At 69.7% G+C, this 23,400-nt stretch carries 22 protein-coding genes; 6 read left to right on the top strand and 16 right to left on the bottom strand.

Translation table 11 applies throughout. The annotated features are described in order from the left end of the window. Positions 1-68: 68 nt before the first annotated feature. From AB0L53_RS17145 to metH, 8 genes are all read right to left on the bottom strand, one after another. Entirely contained in the window at positions 69-1,094 is a 1,026-nt protein-coding gene (locus AB0L53_RS17145; protein WP_363994215.1) for a dipeptide ABC transporter ATP-binding protein, read from the bottom strand. Next, positions 1,091-2,125 carry an ABC transporter ATP-binding protein gene (locus AB0L53_RS17150; RefSeq protein WP_358540699.1) on the bottom strand — a complete coding sequence of 345 codons (1,035 nt, stop codon included), beginning with the start codon at positions 2,123-2,125 and terminating at the stop codon, positions 1,091-1,093. The genes AB0L53_RS17145 and AB0L53_RS17150 overlap by 4 nt, the downstream gene beginning before the upstream one ends. Beyond that, positions 2,122-3,135 carry an ABC transporter permease gene (locus AB0L53_RS17155; RefSeq protein WP_363994219.1) on the bottom strand — a complete coding sequence of 338 codons (1,014 nt, stop codon included), beginning with the start codon at positions 3,133-3,135 and terminating at the stop codon, positions 2,122-2,124. The genes AB0L53_RS17150 and AB0L53_RS17155 overlap by 4 nt, the downstream gene beginning before the upstream one ends. Before the next feature lie 93 nt (positions 3,136-3,228). After that, positions 3,229-4,992, bottom strand: a complete 1,764-nt coding sequence (locus AB0L53_RS17160; RefSeq protein ID WP_363994222.1) for an ABC transporter substrate-binding protein — start codon at positions 4,990-4,992, stop codon at positions 3,229-3,231. A 57-nt stretch (positions 4,993-5,049) separates the two neighbouring features. Continuing rightward, positions 5,050-6,048, bottom strand: a complete 999-nt coding sequence (locus tag AB0L53_RS17165) for an ABC transporter permease (RefSeq protein ID WP_363994225.1) — start codon at positions 6,046-6,048, stop codon at positions 5,050-5,052. Between the two features lie 251 nt (positions 6,049-6,299). Next, positions 6,300-6,833: a cellulose synthase gene (locus AB0L53_RS17170; RefSeq protein ID WP_363994228.1), complete on the bottom strand. Its 534-nt coding sequence runs from the start codon at positions 6,831-6,833 to the stop codon at positions 6,300-6,302. Between the two features lie 322 nt (positions 6,834-7,155). After that, entirely contained in the window at positions 7,156-7,797 is a 642-nt protein-coding gene (locus tag AB0L53_RS17175; protein ID WP_363994231.1) for an HAD family phosphatase, read from the bottom strand. Between the two features lie 225 nt (positions 7,798-8,022). Further along, positions 8,023-11,487 carry a methionine synthase gene (metH, locus tag AB0L53_RS17180; protein WP_363994234.1) on the bottom strand — a complete coding sequence of 1,155 codons (3,465 nt, stop codon included), beginning with the start codon at positions 11,485-11,487 and terminating at the stop codon, positions 8,023-8,025. A 92-nt stretch (positions 11,488-11,579) separates the two neighbouring features. On the opposite strand from metH, the gene AB0L53_RS17185 reads away from it, so the two are divergent. The 3 genes from AB0L53_RS17185 to AB0L53_RS17195 all read left to right on the top strand — a co-directional run bounded on the left by AB0L53_RS17185 (position 11,580) and on the right by AB0L53_RS17195 (position 13,827). Beyond that, complete coding sequence (locus tag AB0L53_RS17185; protein ID WP_358540678.1) at positions 11,580-12,041, top strand: universal stress protein; 462 nt, start codon at positions 11,580-11,582, stop codon at positions 12,039-12,041. Between the two features lie 200 nt (positions 12,042-12,241). After that, entirely contained in the window at positions 12,242-13,096 is an 855-nt protein-coding gene (locus tag AB0L53_RS17190; RefSeq protein ID WP_358540675.1) for a PAC2 family protein, read from the top strand. Between the two features lie 239 nt (positions 13,097-13,335). After that, positions 13,336-13,827 carry a hypothetical protein gene (locus AB0L53_RS17195; protein ID WP_363994238.1) on the top strand — a complete coding sequence of 164 codons (492 nt, stop codon included), beginning with the start codon at positions 13,336-13,338 and terminating at the stop codon, positions 13,825-13,827. A 320-nt stretch (positions 13,828-14,147) separates the two neighbouring features. On the opposite strand, the gene AB0L53_RS17200 is transcribed toward AB0L53_RS17195, so the two are convergent. Both AB0L53_RS17200 and AB0L53_RS17205 read right to left on the bottom strand, forming a co-directional pair. Next, the gene (locus AB0L53_RS17200) at positions 14,148-14,900 is read right to left on the bottom strand and encodes a CbiX/SirB N-terminal domain-containing protein (RefSeq protein ID WP_363994241.1); all 753 of its coding nucleotides are present in this window, start codon (positions 14,898-14,900) and stop codon (positions 14,148-14,150) included. Between the two features lie 227 nt (positions 14,901-15,127). Then, positions 15,128-16,300 carry a uroporphyrinogen-III synthase gene (locus tag AB0L53_RS17205; protein WP_363994244.1) on the bottom strand — a complete coding sequence of 391 codons (1,173 nt, stop codon included), beginning with the start codon at positions 16,298-16,300 and terminating at the stop codon, positions 15,128-15,130. Positions 16,301-16,607: 307 nt separating this feature from the next. Between AB0L53_RS17205 and AB0L53_RS17210 the strand changes: the two genes are divergently transcribed. Then, positions 16,608-17,090: a peptide deformylase gene (locus AB0L53_RS17210; protein ID WP_358540664.1), complete on the top strand. Its 483-nt coding sequence runs from the start codon at positions 16,608-16,610 to the stop codon at positions 17,088-17,090. On the opposite strand, the gene AB0L53_RS17215 is transcribed toward AB0L53_RS17210, so the two are convergent. Both AB0L53_RS17215 and AB0L53_RS17220 read right to left on the bottom strand, forming a co-directional pair. After that, positions 17,029-17,310 carry a WhiB family transcriptional regulator gene (locus AB0L53_RS17215; protein WP_363994248.1) on the bottom strand — a complete coding sequence of 94 codons (282 nt, stop codon included), beginning with the start codon at positions 17,308-17,310 and terminating at the stop codon, positions 17,029-17,031. The genes AB0L53_RS17210 and AB0L53_RS17215 overlap by 62 nt on opposite strands. A gap of 147 nt (positions 17,311-17,457) precedes the next feature. Then, positions 17,458-18,063 (bottom strand): HAD-IIIA family hydrolase, encoded by a 606-nt coding sequence (locus AB0L53_RS17220; protein ID WP_363994251.1) that lies wholly within the window; start codon positions 18,061-18,063, stop codon positions 17,458-17,460. A gap of 537 nt (positions 18,064-18,600) precedes the next feature. Here AB0L53_RS17220 and AB0L53_RS17225 point away from each other — a divergent pair. Both AB0L53_RS17225 and AB0L53_RS17230 read left to right on the top strand, forming a co-directional pair. Beyond that, a complete protein-coding gene (locus tag AB0L53_RS17225; RefSeq protein ID WP_363994254.1) occupies positions 18,601-18,942 on the top strand; it encodes a glycosyltransferase family 9 protein in 342 nt (113 codons plus the stop codon). Further along, on the top strand, positions 18,939-20,138 hold the full coding sequence (locus tag AB0L53_RS17230) for a glycosyltransferase (protein WP_363994257.1): 1,200 nt from the start codon (positions 18,939-18,941) through the stop codon (positions 20,136-20,138). The genes AB0L53_RS17225 and AB0L53_RS17230 overlap by 4 nt, the downstream gene beginning before the upstream one ends. Here AB0L53_RS17230 and mshC read toward each other — a convergent pair. The 4 genes from mshC to AB0L53_RS17250 form a co-directional block, all read right to left on the bottom strand. Then, positions 20,135-21,358 (bottom strand): cysteine--1-D-myo-inosityl 2-amino-2-deoxy-alpha-D-glucopyranoside ligase, encoded by a 1,224-nt coding sequence (gene mshC, locus AB0L53_RS17235; protein ID WP_363994260.1) that lies wholly within the window; start codon positions 21,356-21,358, stop codon positions 20,135-20,137. The genes AB0L53_RS17230 and mshC overlap by 4 nt on opposite strands. Further along, positions 21,355-22,020, bottom strand: a complete 666-nt coding sequence (locus AB0L53_RS17240; RefSeq protein ID WP_363994263.1) for an NRDE family protein — start codon at positions 22,018-22,020, stop codon at positions 21,355-21,357. The genes mshC and AB0L53_RS17240 overlap by 4 nt, the downstream gene beginning before the upstream one ends. A 63-nt stretch (positions 22,021-22,083) precedes the next feature. After that, a complete protein-coding gene (locus AB0L53_RS17245; RefSeq protein WP_358540648.1) occupies positions 22,084-22,851 on the bottom strand; it encodes an SCO1664 family protein in 768 nt (255 codons plus the stop codon). Beyond that, positions 22,848-23,396, bottom strand: coding sequence for a DUF3090 domain-containing protein (locus AB0L53_RS17250; RefSeq protein ID WP_219528509.1), 549 nt, complete (start codon positions 23,394-23,396; stop codon positions 22,848-22,850). Before AB0L53_RS17250 ends, AB0L53_RS17245 begins: the two co-directional genes overlap by 4 nt. Positions 23,397-23,400 lie beyond the last annotated feature (4 nt).

Here is a 23,400-nt window from a genome sequence, read left to right on the forward strand (position 1 = left end):
GGTGGCGGCGGCATCCGCTGGTCCAAAGGAAACCGGTCGGCGGTGGGGCTCCCCTCCGCCGACCGGCGTCAGGAGGTCGTGGCGGCCGTCTCCGGCGCCTGGGCGGGGGCGTTCTCCGGGAAGTGACAGGCCACGCGGTGGCCGCTGGCCAGCTCCTCCAGGGGCGGCTCCACCGTCTTGCAGATGTCCTGGGCCTTCCAGCACCGGGTGTGGAAGCGGCAGGCAGGCGGCGGGTTGAGCGGGCTCGGGACGTCGCCCGTCAGCCTGATGCGGTCGCCGTCCGCGCGGGCCCTGGGATCCGGGATCGGGACCGCCGACAGCAGCGCGTTGGTGTAGGGGTGCATGGGGCTGCTGTAGAGGCGCTTGCGGTCGGCGATCTCCACGATCTTGCCGAGGTACATCACCGCGACCCGGTCGCTGATGTGGCGGACCACCGACAGGTCGTGGGCGATGACCACGTAGGTGAGGTCCAGCTCGTTCTGCAGGTCCTCCAGGAGGTTGACCACCTGGGCCTGGATCGAGACGTCCAGCGCCGAGACCGGCTCGTCGGCGATGATCAGCTTGGGCTTCAACGCGAGCGTGCGGGCGATGCCGATGCGCTGGCGCTGGCCGCCCGAGAACTCGTGGGGGTAGCGGTTGTAGTGCTCCGGGTTGAGCCCGACCAGCTGGAGGATGTCCTGGACGGCCTTCTTGATCCCGTGCTCGGTCTGCACGCCCTGGATGCGGAACGGGGCGCCGACGATGGTGCCGACCGTGTGGCGGGGGTTGAGCGAGGAGAAGGGGTCCTGGAAGATCATCTGCATGTCGCGGCGGAGCGGCCGGAGCTTGCCCTGACTCATGTGGGTGATGTCGCGGCCCTCGAAGACGACCTTGCCCCCGGTCGGCTCCAGCAGCCTGGTCACCAGCCGGCCGGTGGTGGACTTGCCGCAGCCCGACTCCCCCACCAGGCCGAGCGTCTCACCCTTGAACACGTCGAAGCTGATCCCGTCGACCGCCTTGACGGCCCCGACCTGCCGCTTGAGCAGGCCCTTGGTCACCGGGAAGTGCTTCTCCAGGTCCTGGACGGAAAGAAGCGGCTCGTTCGAGGTGGTCACTGCGTCTCCAGCACTGGCTTGACTTCGTTCTCCCACAGCGTCCGCCGCTGCGTCCTGCTCAGGTGGCAGCGCACCAGGTGGCCGGGGTCGGTGTTGATCAAGGCAGGGATCTCGGCCTTGGACTGACCGTCGGTCTGGTCGGAGTAGGGGCAGCGGGGGTGGAAGGCGCAGCCCGACGGCACGTTGATCAGCGACGGCGGGGTGCCCTTGACGGGCAGGAGCCGTTCGGTGGGCTCCCGGTCGAGCCGGGGCATCGAGCCCAGCAGTCCCCACGTGTAGGGGTGCTCGGGCCGGTAGAAGATGTCCTCGGCCGAGCCGTACTCGATGCACTTGCCCGCGTACATGACCAGGATGTCGTTGGACAGCTCGGCCACCACGCCCAGGTCGTGGGTGATGATGATCAGCGCGGAGTTGAACTCACGCTGCAGGTCGCGCATCAGGTCGAGGATCTGCGCCTGCACGGTCACGTCGAGCGCGGTGGTCGGCTCGTCGGCGATGAGCAGCTCGGGGTCGCACGACAGCGCCATCGCGATCATGGCGCGCTGGCGCATGCCGCCGGAGAACTCATGCGGGTAGGAGTCGACCCGGCGCTTGGGCTCGGGGATGCCGACCCGGCCCAGCATGTCGATGGCGTGCTTGCGGGCCACGCTCTTGGAGACCTTGTGGTGGATGCGGTACGCCTCGATGATCTGGTCGCCCACCGAGTAGAACGGATGCATCGACGACAGCGGGTCCTGGAAGATCATCGCCATCTTGCGGCCGCGCAGCCGGCGTACGTGCTCCTGCGAGGCGGTGACGAGGTCTTCGCCGTCGAGCCAGATCTCGCCGGAGACGTGGGCGTTCTTGCCGCGGTGCAGGCCGAGGATGCCGAGGCTGGTGACCGACTTGCCCGATCCGGACTCGCCGACGATGCCAAGGGTCTTGCCGCGTTCGAGGCTGAAGGACAGCCCGTCTACGGACTTGACCACGCCGTCGTCGGTCGAGAAGTGGATCTTCAGGTCCTTGACGTCGAGAAAGGGGCTCTCGCTCACGTCAGCCTCACTCTCGGGTCAACCACCGCGTAGAGCAGGTCGACGATCAGGTTGGCCAGGATGATGAAGACCGCCGCGGTCAGCGTGACGCCCATCACCTGGGGGAGGTCGTTGTTGTTGATGGCGTCGACCGCGTACTTGCCGATGCCGGGCAGCGAGAACGTGCTCTCGGTCAGCACCGCGCCGCCGAGCAGCAGGCCCAGGTCGAGGCCGAACATGGTCATCACGGGCGTGAGCGTGGCACGCAGGCCGTGTTTGACCACCACCATGCGTTCGGGCAGGCCCTTGGCCCGCGCCGTGCGGATGTAGTCCTCCGACATGGTCTCCAGCATGCCCGCTCTGGTGAGCCGGGCGTAACCGGCGGCGTACAGGAAGGCCAGCGTCACCCAGGGCAGGATGAGGTTGTTCGCCCAGGTGAGCGGGTCTTCCGAGAACGGCACCCAGTCGGCGACGTCGCCGACCAGGCCGAGCTGGTCGCGGAAGATGGCCAGCGACACGATGCCGGTGAAGAAGATGGGCAGCGACACGCCCGCCAGGGCCACACCCATCGAGAGGCGGTCGAAGAAGCTGCCGCGCCGCAGAGCCGACAGCACGCCCGTCGAGACGCCGAACACCACCCACACCACGGCGGCGCCGAGCGCCAGTGACAGGGTGATCGGCAGCCGGTCGAGCAGGTCGGGCAGCACCGGGTTCTGGGTGACGTAGGAATAGCCGAAGCACGGGGCGGGGCAGTGCTCGACGCCGGGACCGTAGTTGCGGTCGACCCCGACGAAGATGCCCTTCACGAACCGCCCGTACTGCACGACCAGCGGGTCGTTGAAGCCCAGCCTGACGGCGGCCTCGTGGATCATCTGATCGTTGGCGGCCTTGCCCACGTAGCGGGAAGCGAGGTCGTCAGCGGACATCCCGGCGAGCCGCGGGACGAGAAAGAAGATGGCGAACGTCGCGATGCTCACCACGAAGAGCAGCATGACGGCCGCTATCAACCGTCTGATGATGTATGTGGCCACTGATCTCGGCTATGGCGGCCGGGCCTTGTGGGCCCGGCCGCCGAAGCCTTCACCTGCTTTCGACGAACGTTCCGGAGGTTTTCCCGGACCGGGTTACTGGGTGCTCAGCGTCAGGAACTCGTACATCCCGAAGTTCTGGCTGACGAACGCGTTCTTCAGCGTCGGCGGCCGGTAGAACAGGCCGTGCGCCCAGACGTAGGGCAGGATGAACGCGTCGTCCATGACCTTCTTGTCGACCGAGGCCCAGACCGCGTTGCGCTTGGTGGCATCCTGCTCCGCCGCGGCCTGGTCGATCAGCTTGTCGATCTCCGGGTCCTTCACGCCGAGGTTGGTGTTACCGGCGGCGCGGATGACGCGGCTGTCGACGATCTGCTGGAAGAAGCCGAAGCCCTCGGGGTAGTCGGCGCCCCAGCCGTAGACCATGAGGCCCAGGCCGTTCTTCTTGGCGAAGTCGGGCTTGCCGGCGTACAGCTTGAAGTAGTCACCCTGCGGGAAGCCCTTGACCTCCAGCTTGATGCCCACGCGGCCGAGCGACTGCTGCAGCGCCTCGGCGGTCTGCTTCTCCGCCGCGCGCTCGACGCGGAAGGAGATGGTGGTGCTGAAGCCGTTGGGCTGGCCGCAGGCCTTCAGCTCTTCCTTCGCCTTGTTCACGTCGCCGCCGGGGTTGGCCTCGACGCCGTAAAGGTCGTTCTTCTCGTAACCGGTCATCTTCGACGGCATGAGGCTGAGGGCGACCTCGCCACCGGCGTCGGGACCACCGTAGGCGCCCTGGATCGCGGAGCGGTCAGCGGCGTACAGCACGGCCTTGCGGCAGTGGATGTTGTCCAGCGGCGGCACGTCGGCGTTGAGGTTGGTGAACCAGGTGCGGTCGAGCGGCGCCGAGTCGGCGTACTGCTTGACCTTGTCGTCGGTCAGGACGGTCTTGCGGGCGTTGGCCCCCACACCGGTGCTGTTGATCTTGACGTCGATCTTGCCCGAGAGCAGGCGCTGGTCGAGGTCGTCCTCGTTCTGGCCGAGCAGCACCTCGATCGAGTCGTTGAGCTGCTTGCGGTTGGGGTCGGTCGCCGCGTCCCAGTTGGGGTTCTTGACCAGCTCGATGCGCTTGCCGAGCTCGTGGGCCTTGAACATGTACGGGCCGGTCGCGACCGGGTGCTCCTTGTACTTGGTGCCGGTGTCCTTGGCCGCCGGCACCGGGGCCGTCGACGGGAGCATGGCGAAGTAGTCGAAGCCGCCGTAGGCCTTCTTCAGATGGAAGACGACCGTCTGGTCATCGGGCGTGTCGATGCCCTTCCAGGAGTCGAGCTTGTCCTTCATCTTGTACGGGCCGGTGTAGTCGCCGTTGTCGAGCCAGTCGTTGAAGTAGGTCGGGCCGCTGGGCAGGATCTCCTTGTCCAGCGAGCGGGCCACGGCGTACTTCACGTCCTTGGACGTGATCGGGGTGCCGTCCTCGAACTTGATGCCCTTGCGCAGCGTGTAGGTCCAGGTCTTGCCGCCGTCACTGGCCTTGCCGAGGCCCTCGGCCAGGTCACCGACGAGCTCGAGGCCCTCCTTGCCCGGCACCGGCTTGAACATGGTCAGCGCGCGCGTGTAAAGGCGGGAGAAGTTCCAGGCGTAGCCGTAGTACTGGTCGCCGGGGTCAACCGAGTCGAAGTCGCCCGGCATGCCCATGTGGAGCGTGCCGCCCGTCTTGTCGGACGGGTTGACGACCTGCGTCACTCCGGCGTTGTACTGGCTGGCGGGTGCCTCAGCGGTGGCACCGCCGGTCTTCTTGGCAGAGCCGCCGCCACCACACGCGGAGACGGCCAGGGCGAGAGCGGCGGTGATCGCGACCGCCGACGCCATGGATTTTATCTTCATCGACCTGACACACCCCTTGTAACTAGGAGTCCAAAATTTGCGGGATAACTCACGAGGTCATCGAGCCTTGGGATCGAAGGCGTCCCTCAGGCCGTCGCCGAGCAGGTTGAACGCCAGCACGGTGACGAAGATCGCGAGACCGGGGAAGACCATGTAGTTGGGCGCCACTTCGTAGTTGTGGACCGCGTCAGCCAACATGCCTCCCCACGTCGGGGTCGGCGGCCGTACGCCCACGCCGAGGAAGGAGAGCGCGGCCTCGAACAGGATGTTCGACGGGATCAGCAGCGTCGAGTAGACCAGGATCGGGGCCAGCAGGTTCGGCAGGATCTCCTTGAACAGGATGATGTGGTTGCGCGCGCCCAGGCTCCTGGAGGCGTCGACGAACTCCCGTTCACGCAGAGACAGCGTCTGACCTCGGATAATACGCCCGATATAGGGCCAGTTGAAGAAGCCGATGATGAACACGAGCAGGCTGATCCTCAGCGTGTCACCGGACATCCCGAACGCCTTGTCGGGGATCACCCCGCCGAGCGCCAGCGCGAACACCAGCAGCGGGAAGGCGAGGAAGATGTCCATGAGCCGGCTGATGACCGTGTCGATCCAGCCGCCGAAGAAACCGGCGATCATCCCGAACACGGTGCCGAGCAAGACGCAGAGCAGCGTCGCGAAGAAGGCGATGAGCAGCGAGACGCGCGCGCCGTAGAGGACCCGGCTGAACAGGTCACGGCCCGTGGTGGGCTCGACCCCGAACAGGAAGTCCCAGCTCATGCCGCCGAACGTGCCGATCGGCGCCTGGATGGCCGGGTCGATCTTCTCCCGGTGCCATTCCGCCGGCGGGTGACCGAGCCACGACACCAGCAGCGGCGCGAAGATGGCGACGAGGATCAGCACGATGATGACGATGCCGCCGATCATCGCGATCTTGTCGCGCTTCAGCCGCATCCAGGCGATCTGGCCAAGGGAACGCCCTCGGATGACTGAGGAGTCCGCGCCCTCCAGAACGGTTTCCGGTCCGGCTTCGATAGCCGAGCCCGGAACATCGAGCGGTGCGGTCATGCCAATGGCCCCCTGGATGCCAGACGACGTCGTCCGAATGGGCGGCGGTCCCGATCAGGTTATGCGCCGCGCTGGTGAAGTCGCTAGTCGCGTCCTCAGGAGGCAGAATCTATGGCCTGAGCTGGTGTGACCAGCCCCTCAGGGCGGGATGTGGCTCAACTGTGATTGACGCGAAACTCATTCGTATCGATCTTGGGAAGATTGTCTACACCCCGTCCCGGTTGCGTCTCGGAACTGTGACACACCTCGGATCAGCTGATGCCCCTGCGCTTGAGAATATCCTCGATGTCGGAGAAGTCATCGTCGTTGTTCTTCTTCGCCGCCGCCGCGGCGGGCTTTCCTGCAGGCTGGCCCGCCGGTCCCGCCGCCTGCCCTGGCGCCTGTCCGGCCGCCTGCCCCGCCCTTTGGCCGACCGCGCGTTGCTGCGGCGCGGCCGGGGCCTCCGCGGCCTTGCCCGGCTTGCCGTCGCGCGCCACCTTCAGCTTCCGGCCGCGCATGAACCCGGAGGCGACGAACAGCACCACGGACAGCCCGGTCACGGCGACACCCGCCCAGACAAGGGGGTTGAAGATCAGGCTCGTCACGAAACTCACGATGGTGGCGCCGATGGTCCACAACGACTGCAACGCGCCGGTGAGGTAGGCGGCCAGCGGGAGCAGCGCCCACGCGGCCATCCTCATGCCGGCCGCCGCGCCTCTGCGCCGGAAGGCCAGGAAACTGAGCACCAGCCCCGCGATGGTCACACCGGCGCACAGCGGCAACCAGTAGATCTGCTCGAAAGTCATTCCGCCGCCCCTCGGTTATGTGGCTGTGCTTCCCATCCTGGCACGCTCTCTCCCACCGTCCCTCCTCCCCAAGTACCGGCCCTCCCTTAGGGGATCGGCTTACGCGCGGTTGGGGGTCGCCCTTTTGCCGGGGTGAAAGCTTTACTTTTTTGTACGGCAAGCATGGGGAACCCGCCACCCGCCGCACGGGGCGGAGGGCCTCCAGGAATACGGCCTCTGACCGGATGGTGGCCGGCCGCCGTTACGCGCGCTCCTCGGTTTCGACGGATCGTCAGCCGGAGGCGCGGCCAGGGAATCGGCCCGTTCAGGGAACTCGGCCGGGTCAGGGGATCAACGCGCGGAGGGTAGGAATGGTGACGTCCGTCAGAGAGGGAACCACGAGGCGGCCGGGAGCCGGGTCGATGGGCAGGAGGCTGGGGACCCCTACGACCGCGCAGCCCGCGGCTGTGGCGGCGGCCACGCCGTTGGGCGAGTCCTCCAGGACGACACAGCGCACCGGGTCAACGCTCAGCAGCTCGGCCGCCGTCAAGTAGGGCTCGGGGTCGGGCTTGGTGCGAGTCACGTCGTCGGCCGTCACGATGGCGTCGAAGCGGTCACGGCCGACGCCCTTGAGCACCGCGTCGGCGATCTCCCTGAGCGACGAGGTCACCAGCGCGACCGGAATGCCCTCCTCGCGTACGGCATCGAGCAGTTCGGAGGCGCCGGGCATGAGCGCCACGCCGTCCGCCAGGCGGGCCACCATGCCGTCGATCATCCACTCGCGCAGGTCCTCCGGGGAGACGGACGAGCCGGAGACGGCGAGCATGTAGGCGACGGTGCGTTCCATGGAGCCGCCGACGAGGTGCGCCTGGTGGTCGAGCGTCCACTCGCCGCCGAGTCGCGCCATCACCTCGGTCTCGATCTCCAGCCACACCTTCTCGCTGTCGACCAGCAACCCGTCCATGTCGAAGAAGACGGCTTCCATGCATCCCCCGATCAGTTCGTGTACGGCACCGCGACGGCACCCCGTCCCGCCATTCTCACCGCCGACGAGAAGATCGCGAGCGCCGGGGCCTCACCCACGGGCGTGACCGAGAGCGAGGCCGGACGAGCGCCCCACAACGCCCAGAGACCCCCAGATGAGCGCCCCACAACGCCCGGAGGCCGCCGGATGAGCGGCGCTCGGGCCAAGGTCAGACGTTGAAAGTATTCAGACGTTAAAGTATTTCGCCTCCGGGTGGTGGGCGACCAGGGCGGAAGTGGCCTGCTCCGGGTGGAGCTGGAACTCCTCCGACAGCGTGACCCCGATCCGCTCCGGGTCCAGGAGCTGGAACAGCTGCACCTGGTCCTCGAGGTTGGGGCAGGCCGGGTAGCCGAAGGAGTAGCGGCAGCCCTGGATGTTGACCTTGAGCATGTCGTCCAGCGACTCCTCGCCACCGATCCCCCACTCGGCGCGGACCCGGGCGTGCCAGTATTCGGCCAGCGCCTCGGTGAGCTGCACCGACAGCCCGTGCAGCTCCAGGTAGTCACGGTAGGCGTCCTTGGCGAACAGCTCGGCCGTCGCCTCGGAGATCTTGCCGCCCATCGTGGCGACCTGGAAGCCGACCACGTCCACCTCGCCCGACTCGCGCGAGCGGAAGAAGTCGGACAGGCACAGGTGCCGGTCACGGCGCTGGCGCGGGAAGGCGAAGCGGGTGCGCTCGTTTCCGGCCTCGTCGAGGATGATCAGCGAGTCGCCCTCGCTGACGCACGGGAAGTAGCCGTAGACGACGGCCGCCTCCAGCAGCCCCTCGGTCTGGATACGGTCGAGCCACATGCGCAGCCGCGGCCGTCCTTCGGTCTCGACGAGTTCGTCGTAGCCGGGGCCGTCGCCGCCGCGCGTGGGCTTGAGGCCCCACTGCCCGAGGAAGAGCGCCCGCTCGTCGAGGAAGGCGGAGTAGTCGCTCAGCGAGATGCCCTTGACGATGCGGTCGCCCTGGAAGGGCGGCACCGGCACCCGGTTGTCGGCGGCCACGTCGGAGCGGGCGGGCAGTTCCTCCTCCGGCGTGCGGGTCAGGACGGCGCCGGTCTTGACCCGGCGCTCGCGCAGCGGCGGCAGCGTGGCGCCGGCGACGCCGCGCTTGACGGCCATGAAGGAGTCCATGAGCCGCAGCCCCTCGAAGGCGTCGCGGGCGTAGCGGACCTCGCCGGCGAACAGCTCGGCCAGGTCCTGCTCGACGTAGGCGCGGGTGAGGGCGGCGCCGCCGAGCAGCACCGGGTAGCGATCGGAGATGCCCCTGGAGTTCATCTCCTCCAGGTTCTCCTTCATGATGACCGTCGACTTCACCAGAAGTCCGGACATGCCGATGACGTCGGCCTTCTGCTCGTCGGCCGCCTCAAGGATCGCGGAGACCGGCTGCTTGATGCCGAGGTTGACCACCTGGTAGCCGTTGTTGGACAGGATGATGTCGACCAGGTTCTTGCCGATGTCGTGCACGTCGCCCTTGACCGTGGCCAGCACGATGCGGCCCTTCGTCTCGCCCTCGACGCGGTCCATGTGCGGTTCGAGGTAGGCGACGGCGGTCTTCATCACCTCGGCCGACTGCAGCACGAACGGCAGCTGCATCTGCCCAGAGCCGAACAGCTCGCCGACCGTCTTCATGCCGTCGAGCAGCACGTTGTTGATGATCTCCAGGGCGGGCCGCTGCTCCAGGGCGGCGTCGAGGTCGGCCTCCAGCCCCTTCTTCTCGCCGTCGATGATGCGCCGCTTGAGCCGCTCCCACAGCGGCAGCGCGGCCAGCTCCTCGGCCCTGCCCTCCCGCATGGCCGAGGCGTCGACGCCCTCGAACATGTCGATGAAGCGCTGCAGCGGGTCGTAGCCCTCGCGGCGGCGGTCGTAGACCATGTCGAGCGCGACCTGACGCTGATCGTCGGGGATGCGCGACATCGGCAGGATCTTGGAGGCGTGGACGATGGCCGAGTCGAGCCCGGCGTTGACGCACTCGTTGAGGAACACCGAGTTGAGCACCATGCGCGAAGCCGGGTTGATGCCGAAGGAGATGTTGGACAGGCCCAGCGTGGTCTGCACGTCGGGGTAGCGGCGCTTGAGCTCGCGGATGCCCTCGATGGTCTCCAGGCCGTCGCGGCGGCTCTCCTCCATGCCGGTGGCGATGGTGAAGGTGAGGCAGTCGACGATGATGTCGGACACCTGCATGCCCCAGTTGGCGACCAGGTCGTCGATGGTCTCGCTCGCGATGCGTACCTTCTCGGCGGCCGTGCGGGCCTGGCCGTTCTCGTCGATGCACATGACCACGACGGCGGCGCCGTGCTCGCGTACGGCCGTCATCGTCTTGTGGAAGCGTGAGTCGGGGCCGCGGCCGTCCTCGTAGTTGACCGAGTTGACCACCGCGCGCCCGCCGAGCATCTCCAGGCCGGCCCGCAGCACCTCCGACTCGGTCGAGTCGAGCATGATCGGCAGTGTGGAGGCGGTGGCCAGCCGGAACGCCAGCTCCTTCATGTCGGCCACGCCGTCGCGGCCCACGTAGTCGACGCACAGGTCGAGCAGGTGGGCGCCGCCGCGCGCCTGCTCGCGGGCCATCTCCACGCAGTCGTCCCAGCGGCCTTCGAGCATGGCCTCGCGGAAGGCCTTGGAGCCGTTGGTGTTGCACCGCTCGCCGATGGCCAGGTAGGACGTGTCCTGGCGGAACGGCACGGTCTGGTAGAGCGAGGAGGCGCCCGGCTCGGGGTGCGGGCGGCGCGCGGCCGTCTGCCTGCCGCGCACGCGGTCGACGACCTTGCGCAGGTGCTCGGGGGTGGTGCCGCAGCAGCCGCCGACCAGCGACAGGCCGTAGTCGCGGGTGAAGGTCTCGTGCGCGTCGGCGAGCTCGTCGGCGCCGAGCGGATAGTACGCGCCGTCGGAGGTCAGCACCGGCAGGCCGGCGTTGGGCATGCACGAGAGCTTCAGCCGGGAGTGCCGGGCCAGGTAGCGCAGGTGCTCGCTCATCTCGGCCGGGCCGGTGGCGCAGTTGAGGCCGATCAGGTCGACGCCGAGCGGCTCGATCGCGGTCAGCGCGGCACCGATCTCGGAGCCCAGCAGCATGGCGCCGTTGGTCTCGATCGTCACCTGGGCGATGATCGGCACGTCGCGCCCGGACTCCTCGGCGGCCCGCTTGGCGCCGATGACGGCGGCCTTGACCTGGAGCAGGTCCTGGCAGGTCTCGATGATCAACGCGTCGGCGCCGCCCGCGATCAGGCCCGCCGCGTTGTCGCGGTAGGACTCGCGTAGCTTGTGGTACGGCAGGTGCCCCAGGGTCGGCAGCTTGGTGCCGGGGCCCATCGAGCCGAGCACGAAGCGCGGCTGCTCGGGCGTGGACCAGTGGTCGGCCCGCTCGCGCGCGATCCTGGCGCCCGCCTCGGAGTATTCGAAGACCCGCTCGGGGATGTCGTACTCGCCCAGGGCCGCCAGGTTGGCGCCGAAGGTGTTGGTCTCCACGCAGTCGACGCCCACGGCGAAGTAGGCGTCGTGGACGCCGCTCACGATGTCGGGACGGGTGACGTTCAGCACCTCGTTGCAGCCCTCGTGCCCCTCGAAGTCGTCGAGGGTGGGGTCCTGGGCCTGCAACATCGTCCCCATCGCCCCGTCGGCGACGATCACTCGCTGGGACAACACTTCACGGAAGGACGGGGAGCTGCTCATGGGCTAGAGCTTATCGGCTGTGCAGAAAGGCTTGAGCGGACGGCTATTCTGCCAGGAAGACAATTTGACCAAATGTCTAATAGGGGTTCCCGATGGCCTACCGCACCGTGCTGGCCGGCACCGACGGCTCCGCCTCCTCCTTCCGCGCCGTCTCCGCGGCGGCGTCCCTGGCCGGCGCGACCGGCGCCACCCTCGTCCTGGCGTGCGCGTACCTGCCCATGCGGGCCAGCGAGCGGGCCGCCGCCGCGGACCGGCTCGGCGACCTGGCCTACAAGGTGAGCGGCTCCACCCCCGCCGACGACGCCCTGAGAGCCGCCCGCGAGCACGCCGTCGCCGCCGGCGCGACCGAGGTCGTCCTGGCGGCGGAGGAGGGTGACGCGGTCGACGTACTCATCACGCTGGCCGCCGCGCACCAGGCGGATCTGCTGGTCGTCGGCAACCGCGGGCTCAACAGCCTGGCGGGGCGGCTGCTCGGCTCGGTGCCCTCGCACGTGGCCCACCGCGCCTCCTGCGACGTGCTGATCGTCCACAGCACCTCCGGCGGCCGCGCCTGACCATCACCCCGTGCTGGCGGCCGCGCCTTACTCTCACCCCGCACCGAGTGCGAGCGCCTGACCTGAGGGCGCCCGGGCCGTCGCCGCGTGGCGGCGTCTGACCGGTCGCTCCGCGACGATGACTGATCATCGTTACTCCGTGACATGACCGCCTCCTCACCGCATAGGCTTAGCTGGACAGCGGAGAGAGGAGGCGACACGTGATCGAGTTCGAAAGGCTCCCCGAGCTCGTCGACCCGGTGCTCATAGCCGCGTTCGAAGGGTGGAACGACGCCGGCGAGGCATCCAGTGGTGTGATCGCCCACCTCGAGTCCGCCTGGAAGGCGGAGCCGCTGGTCGAGCTGGATCCCGACGACTACTACGACTTCCAGGTCACCCGGCCCGTCGTGGAGATGGGCGACGGCCTGACCCGCTCCATCATCTGGCCGACGACGCGGCTGCTGCGCGCCCGGCCGCCGGGCGTCGAGCGTGACGTGGTGCTGCTGCGCGGCATCGAGCCCAACATGCGGTGGCGGTCGTTCTGCGCCGACATCGTCGAGGTCTGCCGCGAGCTCGGCGTCGAGCTGGCCGTGATGCTCGGCGCGCTGCTCAATGACTCACCACACACCCGCCCCGTGCCGATCCTGGGCGGCGCCACGGACGAAAACCTGGCCCGCTCGACCAACCTGGAGCTGAGCCGCTACGAGGGCCCCACGGGCATCGTGGGCGTCCTCCAGCAGTCGTTCGGCGACGCCGGCCTCGACGCCGTCTCGCTGTGGGCGTCGGTGCCGCACTACGTGGCCCAGCCGCCCAACCCCAAGGCCACGCTGGCGCTGCTGCGCCGCCTCGAAGACCTGCTGGAGATCCCGATGCCGCTCGGCGATCTCGACGAGGAGGCCCGCGCCTGGGAGAACGGCGTGGACGAGCTCGCCTCCCAGGACAGTGAGGTGGCCGAATACGTCAAGGAGCTCGAGGAGCGCAAGGACGCCGCTGAGCTGCCCGAGGCCAGCGGCGACGCGATCGCCGCCGAGTTCGAGCGCTACCTGCGGCGCCGGGACCGCGACACTGACAGCTGACTCGCAGCCTTTGTTTACCGAACTTTCTGGAAGTTTCAGGTAATAATCGGTAGCCATACAACTTTGCACCAAGCTGGAACCACAGGACCGGCTCGTCACTAGGACCCCGGCCGCGAATGCCACGTTGCACCTACCCACGTGAACCTATCCATGTGACTGCGCACGTTAGGCCAACCATGGCGACTTCCCACGTAGACCCGCACCAGAGGAGTCAGGACACCCGGCGACGCATCCTGGAGATGGCGCTCTCTCTCAGGGATGACCGCCCCGGCGGCTCCGTGGACCATTTCCTCGCCCTGCTGCAGGACCGGCTCCCGCTCTGGCTCAGCATCCTGCACGGACTGTCCCACCGCGTCGGCAGGGGCAGCGTCACCGACAACCTGCTGCCCATCGTGCGGGCGGGCATCGACTACTACACGGATGTGCAGGCCGTGGCGCTGCCCGCGTTCACCTCGCCGTCCGTCACCGTCCGCTTCCGGCAGGCCGTACGCGATCACGGGCTCGGGCCGATGGCGGAGATCCTCCCGCTGGCCGCCTACCTGGAGGGCGAGCAGCGTCTGGGCCGGGTGACCGCCGGCGTCGACCCGGAGGGCACCGCCCGGCTGCTGCTGGCGGGGTGCTTCCACCACGCCTACATCGAGATGTTCGTGGGCGCCGACGCGGGACCGTCCCGGGACGCCGGCGCCCAGGAGATCGTCCGCGAACTCCGCCTCGAACCCGCCCCCGCCTGACACTCCCCGGCTGCACCGCCCACCCTCCCTAAAACCGCCAACCACCGACCATGGCGTCCGTCGACCACGGCGTCCGTTGGGATCGAAGGAGCTGCGGGCGGCGGGGATCGCGGGCGCCGGATCACGTCCGTCCGAATCGCGGGCGTCCGAACCACGTCCCTCGGGATCGCGGGCGTCCGAACCACGTCGGTCCGAATCGCGTCCCTCGGGATCGCAAGCGCCGGGACCGCGGGCGTCGCGGCCGTGAGTGCTGCGACCGTGAGTGGCCCGGGCCCTGAAGTGTCGTGGCCGGGGAAACCGTCGGCGGCGGGTGAGCCGCGCTAAGCGGTCTGTACGGCGCTCCAGGTGTTCGGTACGGCCGTCCGGGTCGTCGTCTGGTCGAAGCGGTGCCAGATCAGCTCCACCACGGCCGGGTCGGCTCCCAGAGGCTCGCTGACCAGGTCCGCGCCCGCCTCCGCCAGGCGGCCGTGGAAGAAGCCGGGCGCCAGCAGGTACGAGGCGACCGCCAGGCGCGACGCCGGGCCCGAGCGGAGGCGTTCCACGGCCTCGCCTGGCAACGGACCCGACCTGAGACGTTCCACGGCCTCGCCGAGCGACGGGCTGCCCGCCGAGGTGAACGCGGCCGTGACCGGGCGGCCCAACCGTACCGCCAGCAGGTGGGCGGCGGCGCGGACGTCGGCGAGCCCGGCCGGGTCCGAGGAGCCCGCCGCGCCCAGGATGACCGTGTCGGCGGGGCCCAGTCCCGCACGGGCCAGCTTGCGGGCGAGCGCGACGGTGAGCAGCCGGTGCGGGCCGAGCGGCGGCGCGACGAGCGCGTCAGGGCGGTGTTCGGCGACGACGTTCGGCAGGTCGATGTGCACGTGGTAGCCGCCGGCGAGCAGCAGCGGCACCACGACCACGGGCCCGGGGACGGCGGGCAGCACGTCGGCCAGCAGGGGCGAGCTGATCTCCAGGTAGCTCAGCTCGACGCGCTGCCGGGGCCGCGCCCGCCTGACCGCCGCCGCCAGGGCGGCCAGCGACCGCTCCCCCGCCGCGCTCCGCGTCCCATGCGCGGCCAGAACCAACGTGGGCACGGCCGAACCGGCCCGTCCGGACACGACCGGCACCAAAGCGCTCGAACCAACCTTCCCGCATTCAACAGGCACCGAAGCGCCCAAACCAGCCCCCACAGACCCAGCCGGCACCGACGCACCCGAACCAGCCCGCACGGACGCGGCTGGCACCAACGCGCTCGAATCGGCCGATGTGGACGCGCCCGGAATCGGCGCGCCAGAAGCGGGAGTGGCCCGCGACGACGACGTCACAGGGGCGCCGTCTCGTGGCTGCAGGCGAGCCGGTAGCCCCGTTTGACCACCGTCTCGACGATCCCGGCGGGCCCCAGTGCGCGCCGCAGCCGCGTGATCGCCATCTCGACCGCGTGCTCCGCCGAGTCGCGCGACAGGCTGCCCGGCAGCACGGTACGCAGGTCGGTGCGGGAGATCACATTGCCGGGCTTGTCGGCCAAGCGCTTGAGCACGGCCATCGGCGCGGGCGGCAGCGGCCTGAGCTCGCCGTCGACGACCACCGCGTGCCCGCGGATCTCCAGCCGGTGCCCGCCCGCCACCAGCCGGATGACGCCGTGTTCGGGCAGGTGCCTGGCCAGGGCCCTGGCCAGGGCGCCGAGGCGGGATCTTTCGGGCTGCAGGGTAGGTACGCCGCGCGTGACCAGCGGCCCGGCGGTGACCGGCCCGACGCAGGCCGCCACGACGCGGTCGCCGAACGCCGCCAGCAACTGGTCCTCCAGCCCCTCGGCGCGGGCGGCGCCGAGCATGGCGTGTACGGCGGGCGCGCTGGTGAAGGCGACGGCGTCCACGGCGCCGGAGAGCGTCTGGGTGATGAGGCGGCGCAGCGGTGAGGGGTCGCGGTAGGGCAGCCACCGGTAGACCGGGATCTCGATCACCTCGGCCCCGGCCTCCCGCAGCGCCTCGACGAACTCCGTCAGCGGCTCGCCGTGCTGCTGCACCGCGATGCGGCGGCCGTGCAGATCCTGGGCCAGGAGGTACTGCTTGACCTCCTCGCAGGACTCGGTGGCGGGGGTCCAGTGGTCGTTCAGCCCGGCGGCGCGCACCGCTCCCCTGGCTTTGGGGCCGCGGGTGAGCAGGCGGGCCCTGGTCAGGTGGTCGGCCAGGTCGGCGGACAGGCCCCAGCCCTCGGCCGCAGCCATCCAGCCGCGGAAGCCGACGCCAGTGGTGATCACCACGTCGTCCACCGGGCCGGCCAGGCTGAGCCGGGTGGCGGCCAGCAGGTCGGAGTCCTCGGAGAGCGGCACCAGCCTGATGGCGGGCGCGCTCACCACCCGTGCGCCGCGCCGTTCGAGCAACGCGCCGAACTCTTCGCGCCGCCGGGTGGCGGTCACGCCGACGGTGAAGCCGGACAGCGCGTCCGGCGCCGTCTCCAGCTCACGCGCCGGGTCGTCGAGGGGAAGCGCGTTCACGCGAACACCCCCCGTGGTGGTGGGCTTGGCCGGGCCCCGAGCGCCCGGCCAAACATCACAGGTCCATGAGCCGGAAGTGAGATCACAGAGTAGATAGTGCTTTCGGGCGGTTTCGCCGCTGGGTCCCCCTTGTTACCGCTGTGCTACAACCCAGAACCGCTACCGCTCTGCCGCAACCCAGAACCGCTACCGCTCTGCTGCAACGCAGAACCGTTACCGCGATGCCACAACCCAGAACCCTGGCGGTTGATCCCGAAGGCGGATGGGAAGCACCACCCCAGACCACGCGACCGATCGGGGAGTTGCGGTGACAGTCCGCCCTATTCGCATGTTCAGCGATCCGGTGCTCCGCTCGGTGGCGGCGCCGGTTCACGACTTCGACCGCGAACTCCGGGGGCTGGTGAAGTCCCTGACCGCGACGATGCGCGCGGGAGCCGGCCGCGCCGGGCTGGCCGCGCCCCAGATCGGGGTGCCGCTACGTGTGGTCGTCTACTCCTACGACGGCAAGTCTGGATGCCTGGTCAATCCGCGGCTGGAGCTGTCGGAGCGGCGTGTCACGGCTGACGAGGCGTGCCTGTCGGCGCCGGGACTGTGGTGGCCGCTGGAACGTTCGTACATGGTGACGGCTCGGGGCCGCGACGCCTTCGGCAAGGGCGTGACCGTGCGGGCGCTGGGTGTGCTGGCCAGAGTGCTGCAGCACGAGGTCGACCACCTCGACGGGGTGCTGTTCAGCGACCACCTCGAGGACGGCGAGCGCCAACGCTTTCTCGCCGAGGTGATGCCAGGATGATCTCCCGTCGTTGCGACGGGTCGGTGCCGCCCCAGACGCCGTAGGCCTGTCCGGTGCTGAGCGCGTAGTCGAGACAGGGCTCACGTACTGGGCAGTCGCGGCAGATCACTTTCGCGCGCTCGGCTTCCGCGTGACCCAGCCCCTCGGGCGAGATCGGGAAGAACAATTCCGGGTCTTCGACCAGGCAGGCGGCCTTGTGCGACCAATCTATTGGCATCATGCCAAATGGCCCTACCCATCACTTTCTCGGTCATACATCCTCAAGAAAGCGATCCAAGCCGGCCAGGAACCTGGGCCGGGAACGAGCGGAAGCACATAGTCGTGCTCGTCACATATGAAGGAGCCGTGCACCTGCCGGTGCGAGTCCTCACCAACGACTCCAGCCCACCAGCGGTGACCAGACCGCCGCGCTCGTGCTCACGCGAGCCGCCTGGCCGGCCTGGGCGACGGCGCTCAGCACCCGGTCCGCCACGTCGGACAGGTCCTCGGCCACCTCGGCGGCCTGCTGGATCTCCTCCCTGCGGGTCTCGCCGGTCGGCACCAGGATGCCCCTGGCCCCCGCCGCCCTGGCCGCCTCCATGACCCTGCCGATGTCACCCACCACGACGCAGTCGCGCGGGCTGACGTCGAGGACGGCCGCCGCCCTGATCACCAGGCCCGGCGCGGGCTTGCGGCAGGTGCAGCCGTCGGAGTCGTCGTGTACGCAGATGGCCCACGCGTCGAACGGGCCGAGGAGCTCCTCGACCCTGGCGTTCACCTGATCCATGTCGTCCGGCGTGAGCAACCCCTTGGCCACGCCCGACTGGTTGGTGACGACCGCCACCGGCACGTCGGCCCGGCGCAGCCGCGCCAGCGCCTCCAGCGCGCCCGGCATCGGCTCGACCCTGGCCGGGTCGCCGTTGTAGGGGACGTCCTTGATCAGGGTCCCGTCCCGGTCGAAGAGCACGGCTCCGGGACGTCGTGGTTCGAACACCCTTCACCTCCGTAGCACAGCTCCGTAGCAAAAACTCCGTAGCAAAAGCTCCGTCGCGCTGTCCCTCAGCTACCCGAGGACCCCTTCCACAAACAACTACATAGCGTGACAAACCACCAGACATTCGACCTGTTTCCGCAGTACAGAGGGCTGAATCAGGTTTGAGAGCCGCTTCTCTCGGTAGCCGCCCTCTCTACGTCCAGGAGTAGGAACGAGATGAGGGCCGATGGCGGACGATCCCTCGCCGGTCGAGGTGCCGGCTCTGGGGCGGTACGTGGGGCGGCGCGGGCGGATGTTCGCGCCCGCGCAAGCGGCCGGGTACGAATTATCGCCCGATGATCAGGGAAAACTCGCTGTCCGGCGCCCCCTCCCGGATATCGGGCACGTTATCGGGAACCTTATAGATACCGGCACAGGCGCCGGCGAAGGCGCGTATGTAGTGGTGCACACGGGGACGTCAGCACCCGCCAGGACCTGGCCTGCCGAACGGCTCGGCAAGCGGTCCGGGAGCTGGCCGAAGACGGGCACCGGGTCATCGTGACAGGCAAGGAGCACGAGCTCACCGCCTATGTCGCCCACAATGTCGCGGTCGGCCTCGGCGGAAGAACGACGCTTTCACAGCTGGCAGCCCTCATCGAGCGGGCCGGCGTGCTCGCGGCGGGAAACACCCGGCCCGCGCACCCGGCAGCCGTGGTCGGTACGCCTGCTGTGAGCCTGTTCACCCCGCTCGTCCTGTCCGCCCGGTGGGCCCCTACGGAGTGCCCTCGGTGTCCCGCGAGCCCCGGCCGGGACACCAGGGGACTCAGGTCTGTCACAGGTGACAAGCGAGCAGGTGGTCAAGGCAGTGGTGGTCAAGGCAGTGAGGGAGCTGACCAGTGAATGTCGATCTGATCTCTGAACACGCGGACCCCCTGGCCGCGATCGGCAGCGTCGACTCAGGTGGCCAGAACGTCTACGTCGCCGCGCTGGCCGTCGCGCTGGGAGAGCGCGGGCACACGGTCGTCGTTCACACCCGCCGCTCCGATCCGGCCCAGCCGGACTCGGTGCCCCTGACGCCCGGCGTCACGGTCGAGTACGTCACGGCCGGGCCCGCAGGTCCGATCCCGAAGGACGAGCTCCCGCTGTACATGCCGGAGTTCACCGATCGTCTCGCCGACCGCTGGTCGATGCGCCGGCCCGACGTCGCGCACGCGCACTTCTGGATGAGCGGCCAGGCGGCCCTGCAGGCAACCGAGGACGTACCGGTGGTGCAGACGTTCCACGCGCTGGGCACGGTCAAGCGGCGCTGGCAGGGCCCCGCGGACACCAGCCCCGCGCACCGCCTCGCGACGGAGCGTGAGATCGGCGCCCGCGCCGACAGAGTGCTGGCCACCTGCGGCGACGAGGTGAGCGAGCTGCTCTCGATGGGTGTGCCCGAGCGGCGCATCGCGGTCGTGCCGTGCGGCGTCGACCTGACCGAGTTCTGCCCCCGTGGCCCCGTCGCGCCGCGCGTGGCCGTGGGCGCCCGGCGCCCGATGGTGCTCAGCATCGGCCGCCAGGTGCCGCGCAAGGGCGTCGACACCGTGATCCAGGCCATGCGCGGGCTCCCCGGGGCCGACCTGGTGATCGCCGGCGGGCAGCGGGACGGCGAGGAGGCGGCGCGGCTGCGCGAACTGGCGGCCGGGTGCGGGGTCGGGGACCGGGTGCACGTGATCGGCAGCGTCCCCCGCGAGCGGGTCCCGGCGCTCATGCGCTCGGCGGACGTGGTGGTCTGCGTGCCCTGGTACGAGCCGTTCGGCATGGTGGCGGTCGAGGCGATGGCGTGCGGCGTGCCGGTCGTCGCCTCCGCGGTCGGCGGCCACCTCGACACGGTCGCGGGCTGCGGCGTGCTGGTGCCGCCCCGCCGCCCGCGCGCGCTGGCCAGGGCCCTGCGCGACGTGCTCGCCGACGAGGACCGGCGCCGGGCACTGGGCGCGGCCGGGGCCCGCCGCGCCCAGGAGAGGTACGGCTGGGCCCGCGTCGCGCAGCAGACCGAGGCCGTGTACACGCAGGTGATCGACGGCAAGGTAGGCCGCCTCGCCGCGTCGTCCGTCTAGAGTGCGACGCCCAGCAGGGCGTCGGTCAGGTCGCGGACCAGGGCCGCCGCCGCCGGGTCCGAGCCGCCCTCGGACAGGGCTCGCTCGACCCAGGCGTCGACGGCGGCCAGCGCGCCCGGGGTGTCGAGGTCGTCGGCGAGCCGTTCGCGCACCTCGGCCAGCAACCGGCCCGCCTCGGGCGCGGTGGCGAGCCCGGCCGCCGAGCGCCACTTGGCGAGGCGGGCCTCGGCCGTGGCGAGCTGGGCCGGGACGTACTCCCAGTCCTCGCGGTAGTGGTGGGCGAGCAGCACGAGCCGGATCGCCATCGGATCGTGCCGCCCCCGCAGCTTGGAGACGAAGACCAGGTTGCCCTTGGACTTCGACATCTTCTCGCCGTCGAGCGCCACCATCCCGGCGTGCGTGTAGAACTTGGCGAACGGCCACTCCCCGGTGGCCGCGTGCCCCTCGGAGGCGCCGCATTCGTGGTGGGGGAAGATCAGGTCGGTGCCGCCGCCCGCGACGTCGTAGCCGGCGCCCAGGTTGTCGAGGGCGATCGAGGTGCACTCGATGTGCCAGCCGGGCCGGCCGCGGCCGAGTGCCGACTCCCATGACGGCTCGCCGGGCCGCTCGGCCCGCCACAGCAGCCAGTCGAGCGGGTGGCGCTTGCCGGGCCGGTCGGGGTCGCCGCCGCGCTCGCCGAACAGCTCGACCATGAGCTCCTCGCTGTAGCCGGACACCTGCCCGAACTTGGGCGCGTCCGCCACGCTGAAGTAGACGTCGCCGTCGAGGTCGTAGGTGACGCCCTTGGCCGCCAGCTTGGCGATGAGCTCGGCCACCCGGCCGACGACCTCGGTCACTCCGACGTACTCGCGCGGCGGCACGATGCGCAGCGCCTCCATGTCGGTGCGGAACAGCTCGATCTCCCGCTCGGCCAGGTCCTGCCAGCTGACACCGGTCTGCTCGGCCCGCTCCAGGAGCGGGTCGTCGACGTCGGTGGCGTTCTGGGTGTAGTGGACCTCGTGGCCCATGTCGCGCCACACCCTGCCGACCATGTCGAAGGCCAGGTAGGTGTTGGCGTGGCCCAGGTGGGTGGCGTCGTAGGGGGTGATGCCGCAGACGTACATGCGGGCGGTCGGACCCGGGTCGCTCTGCCGGACCTGCCCGGCCGCCGTGTCGTAGAGCCGCAGTGGGACGCTCTCACCGGGAAGCGCGGGAATGGCGGGGGCAGACCACGATCTCATGCCTTTGAGCCTATCCGTCCAGAATCAGCGGTCAGGTCCGTGAACTCGTACGTCACGCCCTCCGCCGCCAGCGTGACCAGGGTCACCGACAGCGAGGCGAAGACGCGGCCGTCGGGCAGCTCGTGCCGGATGATCAGGGCCGCCGGGTCGGACGAGGGGGCGGCGGCGATGAGCTCGCGCCAGTCGGCGGTGCTCTCGAAGCGCGGCCGGAAGGCGGCCACCCGTTCGTGTTCCGGATTGAGACCGGTGTTGACGATCATGCTGGTGCCGTCGGGCACCTCGGAGGCGCTGAGCCGTTCCCCGTCCCAGCTGAACAGCCGCACCCGCCTCGGGTCGGCGAGCAGCAGGTGAAAGGGGTCGTAGTAGGTCAGGTCGACATCGGGCAGGTCATTGGCCGCGACGGCGAGGAGCGGCAGGTCGCCGCGGGAGATCTTGGTGGCCTCGGCCGCGGGCCGGCCGTGCCCGTTGAGGAGGGCGGCGGCGCGGCGCCGGGCGGGGTCGACGGCCAGCCAGGTGCCGCCCGCCTTGAGGTCGCGCCCGCCCACCACGCCGGGGTGTTCGGGCCAGTGCTCTCCCGGCCCTTCCCAGGGCCGGTCGGCGAACTCGTCTCGCACGCCCATCAGCGTCAGGGGCTGACCCGTCTTCACGATCACCGTGCACATAGGGCAAAGCGTAGTAAACGGTTTTCCATGAGCGGCCAGGGGATGGCCAGTTGACGCGTCGGTCTACATGGGCGGCCACGGGATGGCCGGCCAGTCGCGGGAGGGGTAGGGGTGCAGGCCGGTTTCGAGCAGCTTCCTGATCCGGTTCCAGGTCGCCTCGACCTCGGCGAGCGTGAGCAACTCGCGCAGCCTGCGGCCGAGCTGACCCGACTCGATGTCGCGCTCCAGCTTGGTGAGCGTGGTCACGGCGTCGCGGGCCAGCGGCTTGCCCCGCCACTGCCAGAGCACGGTACGGAGTTTGTCCTCGGCGGAGAAGCAGACGCCGTGGTCGACCCCGTAGACGTGGCCCGTGGGCAGCGGCAGCAGGTGGCCGCCCTTGCGGTCGGCGTTGTTGACCACCGCGTCGAACACCGCCATCCGGCGCACCACCGGGTTGCGGCTGCGTACGAGGCGCATGAGGTCGACCTCACGCTCGGTGTCGATCCACAGCTGGCACATGCCGGGACCGAACGGGCCCTCCCGGAGGACGGTCGGCGGCACGATCTGCCAGCCGGTCGCCTGGGAGACCTCGAACGCCGCGACCTCGCGGGCGGCCAGCGTGCCGTCGGGGAAGTCCCAGAGCGGGCGCTCGCCGCGTACGGGCTTGTAGACGCAGGCGGCGGTGCGCTCACCGAGCGTGATCGAGCAGTAGAGCGTCATGTTGGTCGCCTCGACGAGGCGGCCCGCCACTTCCAGGCGGCCGTCGCGGAGCAGCTTGAGCGCCCCCTCGTCCTCCATGGGCGACGGGTGCGACGGCGGCCTGGTAGCCGGTTCGCTCTCCGGAGCGCTCATGATGTCGCCTCACCCCCGCGATAGCCGTTGAGGCGGACGCAGACGTGTCCCTCGGGGTCGAGTGGCTGCCCGCAAAGGGGACAGGCCGGTCGGCCCGCAGCGACGAGCTGGAGCGCCCGCTGGGTGAACGCACGGGCGACCCCGGCGCTGATCCGCACCCGCAGCATGGCGGGCTCGGGTGCTTCGACGGCTTCCTCGTCGATGATCTCCTGCGCTTCGATCACCACCTGTGAAGTATCGGGATCCCAGGCCAGTGCCATGGTGCCGACCCTGAAGTCCTCCGTGACAGGCACCTCTAGGGGCTTGTCGTCCGTCAGGTCGGCGGGCGCCATGGCGGGCACGTGCGCGGTGCCCCCGCTGCGGCGCAGCACCTCGTCGAGCAGCTCGTCCAGCCTGCCCGCGAGCGCCGCCACCTGCAGCTTCTCCAGCGCTACCGTGGTCAGTCTGCCCTCGGCTCTGGCCTGCAGAAAGAAGGCTCGCGCGCCCGGTTGCCCCAAGGCACCGGCCACGAACCTCTCTGGTGGGTCGTAGTCGAAGACCGGCATAGCC

It is taken from the genome of Nonomuraea sp. NPDC052129 (assembly GCF_040680095.1).
GTDB lineage: Bacteria > Actinomycetota > Actinomycetes > Streptosporangiales > Streptosporangiaceae > Nonomuraea.

Excerpts from the sequence above, each read along its gene's own strand:
- AB0L53_RS17160 (WP_363994222.1), bottom strand. The coding sequence starts at position 4,992 with ATGAAGATAAAATCCATGGCGTCGGCGGTCGCGATCACCGCCGCTCTC.
- AB0L53_RS17165 (WP_363994225.1), bottom strand. The coding sequence starts at position 6,048 with ATGACCGCACCGCTCGATGTTCCGGGCTCGGCTATCGAAGCCGGACCG.
- AB0L53_RS17170 (WP_363994228.1), bottom strand. The coding sequence starts at position 6,833 with ATGACTTTCGAGCAGATCTACTGGTTGCCGCTGTGCGCCGGTGTGACC.
- AB0L53_RS17175 (WP_363994231.1), bottom strand. The coding sequence starts at position 7,797 with ATGGAAGCCGTCTTCTTCGACATGGACGGGTTGCTGGTCGACAGCGAG.
- metH (WP_363994234.1), bottom strand. The coding sequence starts at position 11,487 with ATGAGCAGCTCCCCGTCCTTCCGTGAAGTGTTGTCCCAGCGAGTGATC.
- AB0L53_RS17185 (WP_358540678.1), top strand. The coding sequence starts at position 11,580 with ATGGCCTACCGCACCGTGCTGGCCGGCACCGACGGCTCCGCCTCCTCC.
- AB0L53_RS17195 (WP_363994238.1), top strand. The coding sequence starts at position 13,336 with ATGGCGCTCTCTCTCAGGGATGACCGCCCCGGCGGCTCCGTGGACCAT.
- AB0L53_RS17215 (WP_363994248.1), bottom strand. The coding sequence starts at position 17,310 with ATGATGCCAATAGATTGGTCGCACAAGGCCGCCTGCCTGGTCGAAGAC.
- mshC (WP_363994260.1), bottom strand. The coding sequence starts at position 21,358 with ATGAGATCGTGGTCTGCCCCCGCCATTCCCGCGCTTCCCGGTGAGAGC.
- AB0L53_RS17240 (WP_363994263.1), bottom strand. The coding sequence starts at position 22,020 with ATGTGCACGGTGATCGTGAAGACGGGTCAGCCCCTGACGCTGATGGGC.
- AB0L53_RS17245 (WP_358540648.1), bottom strand. The coding sequence starts at position 22,851 with ATGAGCGCTCCGGAGAGCGAACCGGCTACCAGGCCGCCGTCGCACCCG.
- AB0L53_RS17250 (WP_219528509.1), bottom strand. The coding sequence starts at position 23,396 with ATGCCGGTCTTCGACTACGACCCACCAGAGAGGTTCGTGGCCGGTGCC.